This is a genomic window from Rhizobium sp. CCGE 510, from assembly GCF_000292525.1.
Classification (GTDB): domain Bacteria; phylum Pseudomonadota; class Alphaproteobacteria; order Rhizobiales; family Rhizobiaceae; genus Rhizobium.
The window spans coordinates 148,664-163,345 of record NZ_AEYF01000029.1; the positions used below are offsets into that span (position 1 = coordinate 148,664).

13 protein-coding genes are annotated in these 14,682 nt (G+C 60.6%); 9 read left to right on the top strand and 4 right to left on the bottom strand.

Annotation, left to right across the window (positions count from 1 at the left end):
- Position 1: 1 nt before the first annotated feature.
- Both RCCGE510_RS15210 and RCCGE510_RS15215 read left to right on the top strand, forming a co-directional pair.
- Entirely contained in the window at positions 2–1,246 is a 1,245-nt protein-coding gene (locus tag RCCGE510_RS15210; protein WP_007631171.1) for a tetracycline resistance MFS efflux pump, read from the top strand.
- Between the two features lie 142 nt (positions 1,247–1,388).
- Entirely contained in the window at positions 1,389–2,792 is a 1,404-nt protein-coding gene (locus RCCGE510_RS15215; protein ID WP_007631173.1) for an MATE family efflux transporter, read from the top strand.
- A gap of 32 nt (positions 2,793–2,824) precedes the next feature.
- Here RCCGE510_RS15215 and RCCGE510_RS15220 read toward each other — a convergent pair whose 3' ends face one another.
- Both RCCGE510_RS15220 and carA read right to left on the bottom strand, forming a co-directional pair.
- Positions 2,825–3,145, bottom strand: a complete 321-nt coding sequence (locus RCCGE510_RS15220; RefSeq protein ID WP_007631174.1) for an antibiotic biosynthesis monooxygenase — start codon at positions 3,143–3,145, stop codon at positions 2,825–2,827.
- Positions 3,146–3,272: 127 nt separating this feature from the next.
- Entirely contained in the window at positions 3,273–4,478 is a 1,206-nt protein-coding gene (gene carA, locus RCCGE510_RS15225; protein ID WP_007631175.1) for a glutamine-hydrolyzing carbamoyl-phosphate synthase small subunit, read from the bottom strand.
- A 272-nt stretch (positions 4,479–4,750) separates the two neighbouring features.
- Between carA and RCCGE510_RS15230 the strand changes: the two genes are divergently transcribed.
- Positions 4,751–5,203 carry a GatB/YqeY domain-containing protein gene (locus RCCGE510_RS15230; protein WP_007631176.1) on the top strand — a complete coding sequence of 151 codons (453 nt, stop codon included), beginning with the start codon at positions 4,751–4,753 and terminating at the stop codon, positions 5,201–5,203.
- A 6-nt stretch (positions 5,204–5,209) separates the two neighbouring features.
- Here RCCGE510_RS15230 and RCCGE510_RS15235 read toward each other — a convergent pair whose 3' ends face one another.
- Positions 5,210–6,094 (bottom strand): hypothetical protein, encoded by an 885-nt coding sequence (locus tag RCCGE510_RS15235; RefSeq protein ID WP_007631177.1) that lies wholly within the window; start codon positions 6,092–6,094, stop codon positions 5,210–5,212.
- 668 nt (positions 6,095–6,762) lie between these two features.
- On the opposite strand from RCCGE510_RS15235, the gene dnaG reads away from it, so the two are divergent.
- Both dnaG and RCCGE510_RS15245 read left to right on the top strand, forming a co-directional pair.
- Entirely contained in the window at positions 6,763–8,769 is a 2,007-nt protein-coding gene (gene dnaG, locus RCCGE510_RS15240; RefSeq protein WP_007631178.1) for a DNA primase, read from the top strand.
- The gene (locus RCCGE510_RS15245) at positions 8,769–9,308 is read left to right on the top strand and encodes a DEAD/DEAH box helicase (protein ID WP_007631180.1); all 540 of its coding nucleotides are present in this window, start codon (positions 8,769–8,771) and stop codon (positions 9,306–9,308) included. Before dnaG ends, RCCGE510_RS15245 begins: the two co-directional genes overlap by 1 nt.
- A 460-nt stretch (positions 9,309–9,768) precedes the next feature.
- Here the strand turns inward: RCCGE510_RS15245 and RCCGE510_RS15250 are convergent, their stop codons facing one another.
- Complete coding sequence (locus RCCGE510_RS15250) at positions 9,769–10,104, bottom strand: helix-turn-helix transcriptional regulator (protein WP_007631181.1); 336 nt, start codon at positions 10,102–10,104, stop codon at positions 9,769–9,771.
- 207 nt (positions 10,105–10,311) lie between these two features.
- Between RCCGE510_RS15250 and RCCGE510_RS15255 the strand changes: the two genes are divergently transcribed.
- From RCCGE510_RS15255 to RCCGE510_RS15270, 4 genes are all read left to right on the top strand, one after another.
- Complete coding sequence (locus tag RCCGE510_RS15255; protein WP_007631182.1) at positions 10,312–12,171, top strand: AAA family ATPase; 1,860 nt, start codon at positions 10,312–10,314, stop codon at positions 12,169–12,171.
- Positions 12,172–12,233: 62 nt separating this feature from the next.
- Positions 12,234–12,512, top strand: a complete 279-nt coding sequence (locus RCCGE510_RS15260; protein ID WP_007631183.1) for a hypothetical protein — start codon at positions 12,234–12,236, stop codon at positions 12,510–12,512.
- A 402-nt stretch (positions 12,513–12,914) separates the two neighbouring features.
- Positions 12,915–14,216, top strand: a complete 1,302-nt coding sequence (locus tag RCCGE510_RS15265) for an NAD(P)/FAD-dependent oxidoreductase (protein WP_007631191.1) — start codon at positions 12,915–12,917, stop codon at positions 14,214–14,216.
- Complete coding sequence (locus tag RCCGE510_RS15270; RefSeq protein ID WP_007631193.1) at positions 14,217–14,540, top strand: multidrug efflux SMR transporter; 324 nt, start codon at positions 14,217–14,219, stop codon at positions 14,538–14,540.
- Positions 14,541–14,682 lie beyond the last annotated feature (142 nt).

The window sequence follows — 14,682 nt, forward strand, 5'->3', positions numbered from 1 at the left end:
TATGCTTGACCCTAAATTCGTTCGCCGCGGCCTTTTCCTGGTCTTCATCATTCTCTTCCTCGATATTATCGGCATTGCCATCATCATGCCGGTGCTGCCCGCCTATCTGGAGCAGTTGACCGGCGGCGGCGTCAGCGATGCGGCGATCGACGGCGGCTGGTTGATGCTCGTCTATGCCGGCATGCAGTTCCTGTTCGCGCCGCTGCTCGGAAACCTGTCCGACCGGTTCGGCCGGCGGCCGATCCTGTTGCTTTCGGTGCTGACCTTTGCGATCGACAATTTCATCTGCGGCATCGCCACCAGTTTCTGGATGCTGTTCGTCGGCCGCGTGCTTGCCGGCATCAGCGGCGGCAGTTTCGCCACCTGCTCGGCCTATATTGCCGACATCAGCACGGAGGAGAACCGGGCAAAGAATTTCGGGCTGATCGGCATCGCCTTCGGCGTCGGCTTCACGATCGGCCCGGTTATCGGCGGTGTGCTCGGCGAATTCGGCCCGCGGGTGCCCTTCCTCGGTGCGGCGGCACTCTCGCTGGTCAATTTCATCGCCGCCTGTTTCCTGCTGCCGGAAACCCTGGAGGCGAAGAACCGCCGCCGGTTCGAGTGGAAACGCGCCAATCCACTCGGCGCGTTGCGGCAGATGCGCCACTATCCCGGCATTGGCTGGGTCAGTCTCGTCATGTTCCTGTTTTTCCTGGCGCATGCCGTCTATCCCTCGGTCTGGTCGTTTGTCTCGACCTATCGCTACGGCTGGAGCGAGGGACAGATCGGCCTGTCGCTCGGCATCTACGGCATCGGCGCGGCACTCGTCATGGGGCTGGTTCTGCCGAGGATCGTGCCGGTGCTCGGCGAGTGGAAGACGGCTCTACTCGGTCTCTGCTTTTCGGCCGTCGGGCTCACCGGCTATGCCTTCGCCTGGGAAGGCTGGGTGGTCTATGTGGTCATTGTCGCGACCGTCATGGAGAACGTCGCCGATCCGCCACTGCGCAGCATCGCCGCCGGCAAGGTGCCGCCGTCGGCGCAGGGCGAGCTGCAGGGTGCGCTGACCAGCCTCAGCAGCATCACCACCATCCTCGGGCCGCTGATCTTCACGCAGTTGTTCAGCTATTTCACCCGGCCCGAGGCGCCCGTCACCTTTGCCGGCGCGCCCTATCTGACCGCCGCCCTGTTCATCCTGGTGGCCGCTGGCGTGTTTCTCGTGCGGGTTCGGGCCCGCGAGCCGGCCGAGGCGCTGGAAGCGGCGGGTTGATCGATCAGAAATGATGATGCGATGATGAATTTTTCATCATCTGCCTGTTTTGGGGTGGTTCTTTGCCGGGCTTTGATCTAAGCCCGAATGATATTTCCCCGCAAGTTGCGGCGAGGCATATTTCAATCACAGGACAGGTGTCATGGACACGCCGATCGACGCGCGCAGCCTTGCGCCGGTAACCGATAATCGTTGGAGCGCACATTTCCGTGCAACGCTGGCGCTCGGGATTCCGCTGATCGGCGCGCAGCTTGCCCAGCTCGGCATCAACACCACCGACGTGATGATCGTCGGGCGTCTCGGCGCCGAACATCTGGCGGCGATGGTGCTTTCGGCGCAATTCCTGTTCACGATCCTGATCTTCGGCTCGGGCTTTGCCATCGCCGTCATTCCGATGGTGGCGCAGGCCTATGGACGCGGCGACGTCGTCTCGGTGCGCCGGGCGCTGCGCATGGGTCTGTGGGTGGTAATCGCGTACTGGGTCGTCATGCAGCCGGCCTTCTTCAATTCGGAGCGGATACTGCTGTTCGCACAGCAGAAGCCCGAGGTGGCGAAGCTCGCTCACGGCTACATCATGATCGGCCAGTTCGGCCTGCTGCCGGCGCTGCTCTTCAACGTCATGCGCGCGCTGGTCAGCGCCATCGGCAAGGCGGGCATCATCCTCAACGTCACCATCGTCACGCTGGTGATGAATGCGATCTTCGCCTATATCCTCGTGCTCGGCCATTTCGGCTTTCCGGCGATGGGGCTCGAGGGCGCGGCGATCGTTTCGGTCGTCGTGCAGACCGCCGGTTTCCTCTTCATCCTGGCCTTCGTGCAGCGGCGGGAGGAGACGCGGCGCTACGAGATCTTCGTGCGGTTCTGGAAGCCCGACTGGCATGCGCTTCTGGAGGTCATCCGGCTCGGTCTGCCGATCAGCGTGACGATCCTTGCCGAAGTCAGCCTGTTCACCGTGGCGTCGCTGCTGATGGGCTATATCGGCACCATCGAACTCGCCGCCCACGGCATTGCCCTGCAATGGGCCTCGATCGCCTTCATGATTCCGCTCGGCCTCAGCCAGGCGGCGACGGTGCGTGTCGGCGTCGCCCACGGGCAGGGCGACCACCAGGGGGTGGTCCGCGCTTCGATCATGGTGCTCATCCTTGCCTGCGCCATTTCGGCGGTGGGCTCGGTACTGTTTGCCACCATGCCGCAGTTCCTCGGCAGCTGGTTCCTCGACGTCAACTCGCCGGAGGCGCCCCAGGTGCTTGCCTATGCCGGACCACTGATCGTCGTCGCCGGGCTTTTCCAGCTCGTCGATGGCCTGCAGGTGATCGCCAACGGATTGCTGCGTGGGCTCAAGGACGCACGTGTGCCGATGATCATGGCGTTGATCGCCTATTGGCCGATCGGCTTCTTTCTTGCCTGGGCCTTTGCCTTCCCGTTGGGCTTCGGCGGCATCGGCATCTGGTTCGGGTTCCTCGTCGGGCTGGCGGCCGCCGCCGTCATGCTCTGCTGGCGATTCTACCTTCTCCTTCGCCGGGAAGGAGCGACGGCCGGCGCTTGAGCATGATGCCGTTTACGGCGGCGTTGGTATCCTCAAGCCGCCACCGGTTTGTAGCTACCGATATCGGCGCGAATTCCGAGACGCGCAAACAATTCCTGCGGGTCGAAATTCGCCGCCTTGTGCGCGGCGGCGACGGCTGTCCGGGCACGCTCGACGACCGCGGTATTTTCCCATTCGGCAATCGTGACGAAATTGAATTCGCCGGGACCGGCGACCTGCTCCAGTACCCTGTGATCGATGAAACCCTCCTGCGCCTCCAGCAGCTTGTGGGTCATCATCACTTTAACGAGAAATTCCTCGCGTGCCGCAGCCGGCACGACGAACTTATCAATACGATAGAAAGCTCCGCTCATACATTTTCTCCTGGATCAGATGTTTGCACGGAGCTTTGTAGTTCCTCAAGTTAAGTTGAGGTCAATGCGGGAGATAAGAAAAAAGCCCGCTTGCGCGGGCCTTCATCGAAATGGGTATTGTTGGAAATCAGCGTTCGGCGAGCGCCGGTTCGCCCTTCTTTTCGCGCACCATGTTGATGAAGCGGCGGAAGAGGTAGTGGCTGTCCTGCGGCCCGGGAGAGGCTTCCGGATGGTGCTGGACCGAGAAGACCTGTTTGCCGAGCACGCGTAAGCCGCAATTGGTGCCGTCGAACAGCGAAATATGAGTCTCTTCAACACCATCGGGCAGTGATTTCGAGTCGACCGCGAAGCCGTGGTTCATCGAGACGATCTCGACCTTGCCTGTCGTATGGTCCTTGACGGGATGATTGGCGCCGTGATGACCCTGGTGCATCTTCTCGGTCTTGGCACCGAGGGCAAGGCCCAGCATCTGGTGGCCGAGGCAGATGCCGAAGACCGGGATATCGGTCTTAACAAGCGCCTTGATCACAGGCACGGCATATTCGCCGGTTGCGGCCGGATCGCCCGGGCCGTTCGACAGGAAGATGCCGTCCGGCTGCATGGCGAGCACGTCTTCGGCGCTCGTTGCGGCCGGCACGACAGTCACTTTGCAGTCGAGACCGGCAAACAGCCGCAGGATGTTGCGCTTGACGCCGTAATCAAGGCAGACGACGTGGTATTTCGCGTCCGCCGGGGCGAGTTGGCCGTAACCTTCGTTCCAGACCCACGGCGTTTCCGTCCATTGCGAGGACTGGCCCGACGAGGCGATCTTGGCAAGGTCGAGACCTTCGAGGCCGCTCCAGGCTTTGGCTTCGGCCTTCAGCGTCTCGATGTCGAAGATGCCGTTCGGATCGTGGGCGATCACTGCATTCGGGGCGCCGTTCTCGCGGATCCAGGCGGTCAACGCGCGCGTATCGATGCCGCAGAGACCGATGACGCCGCGCGCCTTCAGCCATTGGTCGAGGTGCTTGGCGGCTCGGTAGTTCGAAGGGTCGGTGATGTCGGCTTTGAAGATGACGCCGACGGCGCCGTGGCGGGCGGCAGGCGTCAGATCCTCGATGTCTTCATCGTTGGTGCCGATATTGCCGATATGCGGAAAGGTGAAGGTGACGATCTGGCCGAGATAGGAGGGGTCGGTCAAAATCTCCTCATAGCCGGTCAGCGCCGTGTTGAAGACCACTTCGGCCGGCACCTTGCCGGTGGCGCCGATGCCCTTGCCTTCGATGACCGTACCGTCGGCAAGAACCAACAGGGCGGTCGGCTTTTCGATTGTCCAGGGTGCTGTCGCGGTCATGTTCATCCCGTTTCCGGCGGCCGGTGCGCGCGTTGCTGCGCTCGTCGCCATTTGATCTCGCAGGCGTGTGGACACGGCAATGCCGCGCGCTTCAGGCCTGATCACGAATTTTGGTGCAGGTGGCGGTAAATAGCCACGCAATCGCTTAGCGTCAATCTTTGTAGCCGAGATTGCTGCTGTTTTCCTGCGCTTTATCGCGTCGACCGCGCAATTTATTTGATCCGCCACATCAGCGTGGTTTATGAAGCGGCATCAAAACAGGAGTGAAGACCATGCTGCGCGATCAACTCGCCACCCAGCTGAAAGAGGCGATGAAGGCCAAGAATGCGGAGCGGCTTTCCACCGTCCGGCTGATTCAGGCCGCGGTCAAGGACCGCGATATCGCCAATCGCGGCATCGGCAAGGAGCAGGCGAGCGACGATGAGATCCTGCAGATTCTCGCCAAGATGGTGAAGCAGCGCGACGAATCGGCAAAGATCTATGAGGAGAATTCCCGGCCCGAGCTTGCCGCCAAGGAACGCGCCGAAATTGTCGTTATTCAGGATTTCATGCCGAAGCAGCTTTCGGACAGTGACGTGCGCGCCAATGTCTCGGCGATCATCGCCGAGACCGGTGCTGCGGGCGCCAAGGACATGGGCAAGGTGATGGCGGCGCTGAAGGAGCGTTATGCCGGCCAGATGGATTTCGCCAAGGCGTCGGCGACCGTCAAGGAACTGTTGAGCTGATCCGGCTCAGCTGACACGTCTTGCCTGCGGCTCACGGACCGCAGGCCCGAGCACCGCTTCGGCTGCGGCATCGATGATGGCGAATTTCGCCGCCTGATAGTTCCAATATTCGAGGATGAAGCGGCGCGACAGCCAGAAGTCGCCCTTGCGAGAGGGTGCTGTCCAGCCGACGCTCTCCATGGCCGCTGCCTGCGTCAGTAGCCGCTTCAAGTGGGTGTTGGAGATCATGAACTGTTCGCGGATTTCCCTCAGCGACAGGGGGCCGACCGCGACGCGTTCGGCCGTCCGGGGAAACTCCGGAAGGCGCGAGATCAGGTAGTCCATCACCAGCCCGCCGGTATTTGCCCAGTTGAAGAGGTTGAAGGTGGGGCCTGGATTGCGCACCGCTTCGCTCCCGATGATGGCCCTGGCGATCCGCGGCTGGATTGCTGCCGTCATCGCCGAGGGATCGGCGCTGACCTTGTCGGCGCGTTCACCGCCGTCGAGGCTGTCGAGGATCATCAGATGTGCGACGAGCCATCGGGTGAAATGCTGCTCAGCGGTTTCCGTGGGCTCCAGATAGCGTGTGCGCTTGTCGGGGCCGGGAACCGGTCGCAGAAAACGATAGGCCAGCATTTCCTGCATGAAGGCCGCGGCCGTGTTGCGGCTGGCGATGTCGTTCCTGACCGCAAAATCGATGAAGCGGCCGGAATAGAGACCGCTCTTGCCGTCGCCGGGATAACCGTAATGAAGCGCGAAGCCGGCATGGGCCATCAGCCAGCGCTGCTGCGCGGCGAAGATCGAGGCGATGCGAGGGCTCTCGCGATAGATCGAGAGCATCTGATCGGCGCAATGCAGGATCGCAGCGAGAAAGCGATCGTCTGCTGCGAGTTTTTCCGCGGTAAAAGCCATTTGGAGGGGTCCAGGAGTTCGGCGCATACATCTTTCATGCAAGCGCCGCCTGTCAACGGTTTTGTCAATAAGCGGTTAATTTCAAAGGAGAGTTTTCGCAAAGGGAGCCAAAATTTAAGAAGGCAGGAGCTGGGGGCGCTCCTGCCTTCTTGCTCTTTGCTTCCGCCGGCAAACGCAGGGCCGAGGCCCAAGCCGGAGGGTATTTGCAAAGGCACCCTTGCGAAGCGGCGCCGGGGGTAGGGATGGTGCTTCGCTCGGGGATCGCTTTGTTGAGATCGAACCTATTGCGGTGCGGCGGCTTGTTCAAATTACAAAAAAATAATAATTGCCGAAAACGTCGGTTTTGGAGGCGCCGCAGCAAAGGCTCGGCAGGCGCCGCCGGGATAGGGCAGCGCAATCGATGCACGATATAAGCATCTGTTTCAAAACGTTTAATTAAACTCCTCTAAAGGTCGTCGCCGCAGCCGAGACATTTGAAACAGTGGAATTTCGGCGCTTGAAAGACAATAATGTCGCACCCTGTCGCAGGGGGCGATAACGCGTTTTTGATGGGATAAACCGCGCCAATGGCCCTGGGTGCACTTGCCTGTGAATAGCGGGTTTTCATGACAAGTTTCGTGGCATGGAGCGGCAAAGCAGCTTATATGGAGGTTGGCCAAGAGGTATAAATGCGCTTTTCCAACACCTTTCTCGATGATATCCGCGACCGCGTTCCGATTTCGAACGTGATCGCGCGCCGCGTGAGCTGGGACAAGCGCAAGACCAACGTGTCGCGCGGCGATTACTGGGCTTGCTGCCCGTTCCACGGCGAGAAGTCGCCGAGCTTCCACTGCGAGGACCGGAAGGGCCGCTATCACTGCTTCGGCTGCGGCGTCACCGGCGACCATTTTCGTTTCCTCACCGAGCTGGAAGGCCTGAGTTTCCCCGAGGCGGTGCAGCAGATCGCCGATATGGCCGGCGTTCCGATGCCGCTTGCCGATCCTGTGATGGAGAAGCGCGAGAAGGAACGCGGCTCGCTTATCGACGTCATGGAAATGGCGACGCAATTTTTCCAGGATCAATTGCAGACGGCGAATGGGGCGAGAGCGCGCGCCTATCTGCGCGACCGGGGGCTGACCGGGCGCACCATCGAGACCTTCCGTCTCGGCTATGCGCCCGACAGCCGCAATGCGCTCAAGGAATTTCTCGCCGGCAAGGGCGTCACCAAAGAGCAGATCGAGGCCTGCGGCCTGGTCGTTCATGAAAACGTGCCGGTTTCCTACGATCGCTTCCGCGACCGCATCATGTTCCCGATCCTCTCGTCGCGGGAAAAGGTGATCGCTTTCGGCGGCCGTGCCATGTCATCAGATGCGTCGGCGAAATATCTGAACTCCAACGAGACGGAGCTCTTCCACAAGGGCAATGTCCTTTATAATTTCGCCCGCGCGCGCCGCGCGATCCAGGGGCCGGGCCGCAGCGATAATCAGGATGACAATGCGACCGGCACCATCATCGCCGTCGAAGGCTATATGGATGTGATCGCGCTCTATCAGGCGGGCATCGAGAATGCCGTCGCGCCGCTCGGAACGGCGCTCACCGAAAACCAGCTCGAGCTGCTCTGGAAGATGGTGCCGCAGCCGGTGCTCTGCTTTGACGGCGACGGCGCCGGCTTTCGTGCCGCCAATCGCGCCGCCGAACTGGCGCTGCCGCATTTGAAGCCCGGCCGTTCCGTCCGTTTCGCGCTTCTGCCTGATGGCAAGGACCCGGACGATCTCGTGCGCGACGATGGGCGCGCGCCCTTCGACAAGGTGATAAGCCAGGCAAAGCCGCTTTCGGAGATGCTGTGGAGCCGGGAGATCAACACCGGCAAGTTCGACACGCCCGAGGCGCGCGCCGAACTCGAGGCGCGGCTGAAGCAGCTGGTCGCCGTCATCGCCGACGAGAATGTGCGCCGTCACTACCAGCAGGATATTCGCGACCGGTTGAACACCTTCTTCCAACCGCAGTTCCAGAACCGCAATAATGGCGAACGCCGTGGCTTCAACGGCAACGGCAATTCCCGGACGGGCCGCGACAATGCTGCTAAAGCCGGGCCGAAAAGCCCCAGCGTCATTTCCGACCGGCTCGCCCGCTCAGGCCCGGTGCGTGGCCACCGGGACAATACGGCGTTGCGCGAAAGCGTGCTGGCGCTGACCATCGTCAATCACCCGGCCCTGATGATCGACGATTATGACGAGATCGCCGCGATCGACTACGACAGCCGCGAGCTGCAGCGGCTCTGGTCGGCCATGCTTGGGGCAGCCGCTGCGGTCGCCGGCCCGCATTTAACCCGCGAATATCTGACCGAACGGCTGGAATTCGAAGGCTTCGGCCCGCTCATCAAGAGCCTCGATCAGCAGGTGCGCAATGCCAGGCTCTGGACGGCGACCGAAGAGGCGGCGATGGAGGATGCGCGTGAGGGTTATCGCCAGGCGCTCGCCTTCCACAAACGGGCAAAAGCGCTGCGCCGACAGAAGATGGAGCTCGAACGTGAGATTGCGCTGGCGACCGAAGCCGGCGACGGCGAGGCGATCGTTCAACTGATGCGAGCCCAGCAGGAAGTGCATTTCGAAGGCGTGCGGCTTGAGAACCAGGAGGCGATCATCGACGGCTTCGGCGTCCTTTCGGGCCGAGTCAAAGGGGCGGCGAACCACTGATGCCGCTGACTGAACGGAACGAACCCGGCTTTTCCGCCTCCGATGCGCTGTTTTCCGCCGGCCGCACACCGCTCGAAATCCTCAAGCAGGTCTACGGCTATTCCTCCTTTCGCGGCAAGCAGCAGCAAGTGGTCGAGCATCTAGTTGCCGGCGGCGATGCCGTGGTGCTCTTCCCGACTGGCGCGGGCAAATCGCTATGCTTTCAGATTCCAGCACTCTGCCGTGACGGCATCGGCATCGTCGTTTCGCCGCTGATTGCGCTGATGCGCGATCAGGTCGAGGCGATGAAGCAGCTCGGCATCCGCGCCGCGGCACTCAATTCGTCGCTGTCGCGCGAGGAGTTCATCGCGGTCCGCCGGGCGCTTTCGGCAGGCCAGCTCGATCTTCTCTACGTCACACCAGAGCGCATTCTCACCGATGGCTTCCGAGAGCTGATCGCCAACGAGAAGATCGCGCTGTTTGCCATCGACGAGGCCCATTGTTTTGACGCATCGCCAGTTTTCGCTCAAAATCAGGAGCTATCACAAGTAGCAAACTAGCTCCAGAACAGCAGGCCTTGTGGCGTCAATAACCTAGCGGACGCGGCATACTGTCCATCAAGGAGCTTAACCCTTCTGGAAATATCCTCGGGGGCTTGGGGGCAGACAGCCCCCATTTAAGAAGAAAATCCGTAAAAATTGCCCGCGGAATAGTTCAAGGCATGATGCTGGTCGCAAGCGACCCGCGCATGGAAAATCGTGTTGGGGAAGTTCGTTTTAACCCTTCACGGTCATCGGCATCCCTGCCTGTACCGTAATCCGAATCTAATCCAAGCTGCCGGCTATGTCAATGGTTTAATTGATCATTTTGAGATTTATGACGGTGAGACGCAGACATAGGAATGGCGCGCTTGCGTTACGATGGATGCTGGCGGGAAGCATTATCGGAAGACGGCACTGAGCTAACGGAGTCCTCTATGGGGGCTTGAAATGCCCGTCGGATGTCGGAACTCGTAGTGACTCATCCTGGCACCCCTGGATCTTTCTTCGGGGTCGGCGCCTTCGGTTTGGCGGCGGTCTGAACGCGCCGTACCAATTTGTTAAGCCTACGGCGCTTCCCAGCGGTATTGTGATTAAAGAGACCCCAGCCCCGCTTGCCAGTGGGCGCCACGAACTCGATCCCGCTCTTCTCGTAGAAATGCTGAAGGAGGAGAACGTACTGGGGCAGGTCGCGGACCCCTCGCTCGATACGTTGGATGGTCGCTCTCGATATGCCGGCGTGCTTCTCCACCTGTTCCTGACTGAAGCCTAGGAACTCTCTTGCGACCTTCAGGATCTCGGGCGGCGCGATCAGCATAAGGATTCCATGTCATGTATCCACAGGCGTCGCAAACCGATGGACAAAAATCTTGACGCCGGGCATGACAAGGCGTCCATTGGACGCCGAAAGCATCCAATGGAGTCGTAGTCATGCTGAATCCTTCAGGGGGCATCTCGCTTCCTTCTTGTAAACTTCGAATCAGTCGCGCCGTGGCATGGCCCGTAAAGGTGGGGGAGGCCTGACATGTTCCATCACTTGGACAGCAAGGCCTTCGCGGAGACCAGCAGCAATACGGCGCGATTCCTCATGCTCTGCGCGCTTCGGCAAGCACTTCGCGGCACCGACCAGTTTAAGAACGATTCGAAGGGGATCATAATCTGCATCGTCGACAAGGCCTGGATCTGGCATGCCAAATCCGCGGCGAACGTTCTCATGACGGGTGGACGGGAACGTTCGTACTTCGACGACTTCCGTCGTCCGGTGCATATCATTGGAGAGACGCCACGGCGCACGACGCAAAAGGGGACCGAGGACTTCACGGTCTTCCGTCCGGAGCATCAGGTCATCTATCTTGCGACGTCGCTGGATGCGGTTAGGCTCTCGCTGCAGCTAGCCGCCGACGTCATTGTCAACATTTCTCCGCCAACTGCGAGGCACGTCGTCGCCGCACGCAAGGTGCTCGGCGTCGAGGACGTCGACTTTCGGCTCGCCGAAGCTATCGCGGAGCAGCCGGCAGAAATCGTCATCGGACTCACCGCTCGACATTCGCTTAAGGGGCTCGACATTGCGTCCCTGACCAAGCCGATCGCGGTTCCCGTTCGTTCTCCTAAACTGTCGGACCTGCCAGGGTACGGCCCGGCCCGCCAATGGGTCGATGCCATCAAGCAGGACGTGGACGACTGGCGGGAAGACAGGATTCCGTGGTCTGACGTCGACAGAGGCATACTCCTCATGGGGCCTCCGGGAACGGGCAAGACGCTGTTTGCCACGGCGCTCGCCAACGAGTTGGGCTTCGACCTCGTTAAGACGTCGGTTGGCGAATGGCAGGGAACGAACAAGGGGTACCTGGGCGACATGCTCGCCGCGATGTCCCGATCGTTTGCCGACGCCACGTCACGGCGGGGCGCCGTGTTGCTCGTGGACGAACTTGATGCGATCGGCGATCGCGCCACGATGCGTCCAGATCACGCCTATTACGAAGGGAACGTCATCGGTAGGTTTCTCGACTTGATCACCCACGCTCTGGAACAGCCGGGAACGATTATCGTCGGAGCGACGAACTACGCGCATCTGATAGACGGCGCCGTTCTCAGGTCCGGACGTCTGGAGACTCACGTTTACCTCGAGCTGCCCGAAGGCGAAGAGCGTGCGGAGATCTTCGCCTTCCATCTTAATCAAACAGTCCGCGCGAAGGACCTGCGCGAAATCACCGACAAATTGAGGCTTATCACACCTGCCGGTCTCGAGAAGCTCGCGCGGGCAGCCAAGCGCGCGGCCAGAGTGCGAAAGGAGGACGTCAGCATCCAGGACATCAAGGCTGTTCTTCCAGCGCAAGTTCCGCTTCCAGAAGCCGTCGTTCACCGCATCTGCGTGCATGAAACCGGTCACGCTTTGATGGCGATGGCGTCCGGGTTTGCAGATGTGATCAGTATCAGGGTCGAATCCCACATGGTGGAGGGCCAGCCCGTGCAAGATGGAGGTCGGCTGCATTACAAGATGCGCAATGAGGCGCTCCCGACCGAAAAGGATTTGCTGGCGAAGATCCGGATCATGCTGGGCGGCACCGCGGCCGAAGAAGTCGTGTTTGGCAGCAGATCAATCGGTGCGGGCGGCGTCGAGGGAAGCGACCTCGACCAGGCCACACGGCTGGCATACCGACTGGTCGGGAGCTATGGGCTGGGGAAATGGCTCCGCTATCAGGTCGCAGCGAACCGCGTCGACGAATCCTTCCTGCCGACGCCCGAACTCCGTGCCGAGGTCGACGGGATCCTTGCGCGCGAGTATCGCGCAACCAAGGAGCTGCTCACCAAGGAAAAGGCCCGCCTGATGCGGTTGTCGGCCGAACTCATTGTCGATCGCCAACTGGTGATCGACAAGAGCTGACTGCGGTGCGTCGAGTGTGGAGCGGCAAGGATTCGCTGGCGAATATCGGCACGGAGATAGTCATGGAATTCACCGTCTATGGCCACGAGATCATCGCAGGTTCGGACGTTGGGATGCATTTCTCCGCGACGCTCGAGCAGTCGAGGGCGGAGGTCGCGGCATATCGGGAGGCTATGATACAGTTCGATCCGACGGGGGAGCCACTTGGAGCGCTGGGAATCCATGAAATGGTTCTAAGGATGCCTGACGTCGAGACGATGATCGTCCTCCTGAACTCCCCGTACTCTTTCTTCGCGACCTGCCTGACCAGCAGGAAGCTCGTGGACATCGCGGCTGATTGAGGCCGGGCCAGAGCTTGGCGCTGGACCCCGGCTATTCTTCCGAGACAAGGACAGACGGAACTGAGCGAGGAGTTCTGATCGTGAAGATACCGAAAGAAGAGGCAAGCCGAGCGCGGCGACCGTAGCGGCGAAGAGGCGAAGGCGAAAATCGTCCAGCAATCACTCCAGCTTCTCGATCCGCAATGTCCTTCGACCGGGCCCAAACGCCGTTGACAACACATTCCCTTGATCGGCAGACCCCCGTCTTGAAACGCGAGCCTTTGGACGTTTTCGACAGAGCTGTTCCTGATCGACGGTGTGAGTTTCTCGCAATTCACTCTTGCATTTTTCAAATACGTTCGTATTTTTAATTTGTCGTTCGGTGAGGATCGTCGGGTAGGTGTCGATTCATGGGCAGTTGAGATGAACCACAAGAAGCGCGTTATCATCGTCGGGGGCGGGTTCGGAGGCCTCTCGGCCGCCAAAGCCCTAGGAGGAAGCGAGGCGGAGGTCGTCCTGATCGATCGAAGCAACCATCATCTTTTCCAGCCGCTGCTGTACCAGGTCGCGACGGCCGCGCTCTCGCCGGCCGACATTGCCGCCCCGACCCGCGCATTGCTTGCGAGATACACGAACGTATCCGTGCTCATGGACGAGGTGACTGGTCTCGACGCCGCAGGCAAAAAGATTAAGACGGCCAACTGCGGTTCGATGTCGTTCGACTATCTCGTGCTGGCCACGGGGGCGGAGTACAGCTTCTTCGGCAACGACCATTGGCGGGCACATGCACCGACCCTTAAATCTCTTGAGGACGCGCTTCGCATCCGGTCCCGACTTCTCGAAGCATTCGAGCGTGCCGAGCGCGAGCAGGATCCGGTCGAGATTCGACGGCTTCTGACCTTCGTTGTTGTCGGTGGTGGTCCGACGGGCGTCGAGATGGCGGGCGCGATCGCCGAGCTTGCGAAGACCGCCCTCAAACGGGACTTCAGACGCGTCGGCGCCGGCGACCTACGGATCATCCTGATTGAGGCGGCGGGTGGCGTCCTGTCGGCGTTCCCCCAGGAACTCTCCGAATATTCCGCGCAGGCTCTACGTGCGCACGGCGTCGAAGTAATGCTGCAGACGAAGGTGAGCGGCATAGACAAAGAAGGAATCCTGACCGACGGCGGCAGGATCCGAAGCGCGAACGTCGTCTGGGCCGCAGGTATCCAAGCACGTCCTGCGGCCCAATGGCTCAAGGCGGACGCCGCGCGCAACAAGGCGGTACGCGTCTATGCCGACTGTTCGGTTCCCGGACATCCGGACATCTACGCGATCGGAGACGTATCAAGTTTCGAACCCACGCCGGAATGCCCGCTGCCAGGCATCGCCCCCGTTGCGAAACAGCAGGGCAGGTATGTCGGGAAGGCCATCCGTGCCCGCATCGCGGGCCGCGGCTATCCAGCGGCGTTTCGCTATTACAATTGGGGCAGTATGGCTGTCATTGGTCGATCCAGCGCTGTGGCGGACTTCGGATGGCTGAGGCTCAAGGGTTGGAACGCCTGGCTTGCCTGGTCGATGGTCCACCTACTTCTGCTTATCGACTTCCGCAGCAAGGTGAGCGTCTACGTCAACTGGGCGTGGTCGTGGTTCACGCACCGGCGTGGGGCGCGACTGCTAACCAGTCCAACCTCTTCGGATGTTGCGGCGACTTTCGAGGGCGAAACTAAAGAGGTGAATGCATAAATGGCTTGGGTCTATCTGCTTCTGGGCGGCGTCTTCGAAGTCGGCTTCACGACGTGCCTGCGGTTCACCGACGGTTTCAGGAACATCCCTTGGACCATCGCTTTTGGGATCTGCATCGTCCTGAGCATGGTCTTCCTGGAGGTCGCGACACGGAACTCAATTCCACTGGGCACAGGATATGCTGTCTGGACCGGCATCGGGGCCCTCGGTACCGTGGCAATCGGTATGATGTTTTTCGGTGAAGCCGCCACGCTCGTTCGGATCTTCCTCGTTCTGGGCTTGGTGGCGTGCATCGCCGGCTTGAAGCTGACGTCCGGTCACTGACCCACTCATGCCTCGTCTTTCTTGCCGCCGCCGGACGCATCGACTATTCCGGTAGGAGGCCAATCCGCGTGACCGAGGCTGGCTCGATGCGATGCGTCATCAACTGCCTTAGTTCTATCGACCGGGATCAGCGAGAGCTGTG

Coding starts and splice junctions, on each gene's coding strand:
- RCCGE510_RS15230 (WP_007631176.1), top strand. CDS start 4,751: ATGCTGCGCGATCAACTCGCCACCCAGCTGAAAGAGGCGATGAAGGCC.
- RCCGE510_RS15215 (WP_007631173.1), top strand. CDS start 1,389: ATGGACACGCCGATCGACGCGCGCAGCCTTGCGCCGGTAACCGATAAT.
- RCCGE510_RS15255 (WP_007631182.1), top strand. CDS start 10,312: ATGTTCCATCACTTGGACAGCAAGGCCTTCGCGGAGACCAGCAGCAAT.
- carA (WP_007631175.1), bottom strand. CDS start 4,478: ATGACCGCGACAGCACCCTGGACAATCGAAAAGCCGACCGCCCTGTTG.
- dnaG (WP_007631178.1), top strand. CDS start 6,763: ATGCGCTTTTCCAACACCTTTCTCGATGATATCCGCGACCGCGTTCCG.
- RCCGE510_RS15245 (WP_007631180.1), top strand. CDS start 8,769: ATGCCGCTGACTGAACGGAACGAACCCGGCTTTTCCGCCTCCGATGCG.
- RCCGE510_RS15220 (WP_007631174.1), bottom strand. CDS start 3,145: ATGAGCGGAGCTTTCTATCGTATTGATAAGTTCGTCGTGCCGGCTGCG.
- RCCGE510_RS15260 (WP_007631183.1), top strand. CDS start 12,234: ATGGAATTCACCGTCTATGGCCACGAGATCATCGCAGGTTCGGACGTT.
- RCCGE510_RS15250 (WP_007631181.1), bottom strand. CDS start 10,104: ATGCTGATCGCGCCGCCCGAGATCCTGAAGGTCGCAAGAGAGTTCCTA.
- RCCGE510_RS15265 (WP_007631191.1), top strand. CDS start 12,915: ATGAACCACAAGAAGCGCGTTATCATCGTCGGGGGCGGGTTCGGAGGC.
- RCCGE510_RS15235 (WP_007631177.1), bottom strand. CDS start 6,094: ATGGCTTTTACCGCGGAAAAACTCGCAGCAGACGATCGCTTTCTCGCT.
- RCCGE510_RS15270 (WP_007631193.1), top strand. CDS start 14,217: ATGGCTTGGGTCTATCTGCTTCTGGGCGGCGTCTTCGAAGTCGGCTTC.
- RCCGE510_RS15210 (WP_007631171.1), top strand. CDS start 2: ATGCTTGACCCTAAATTCGTTCGCCGCGGCCTTTTCCTGGTCTTCATC.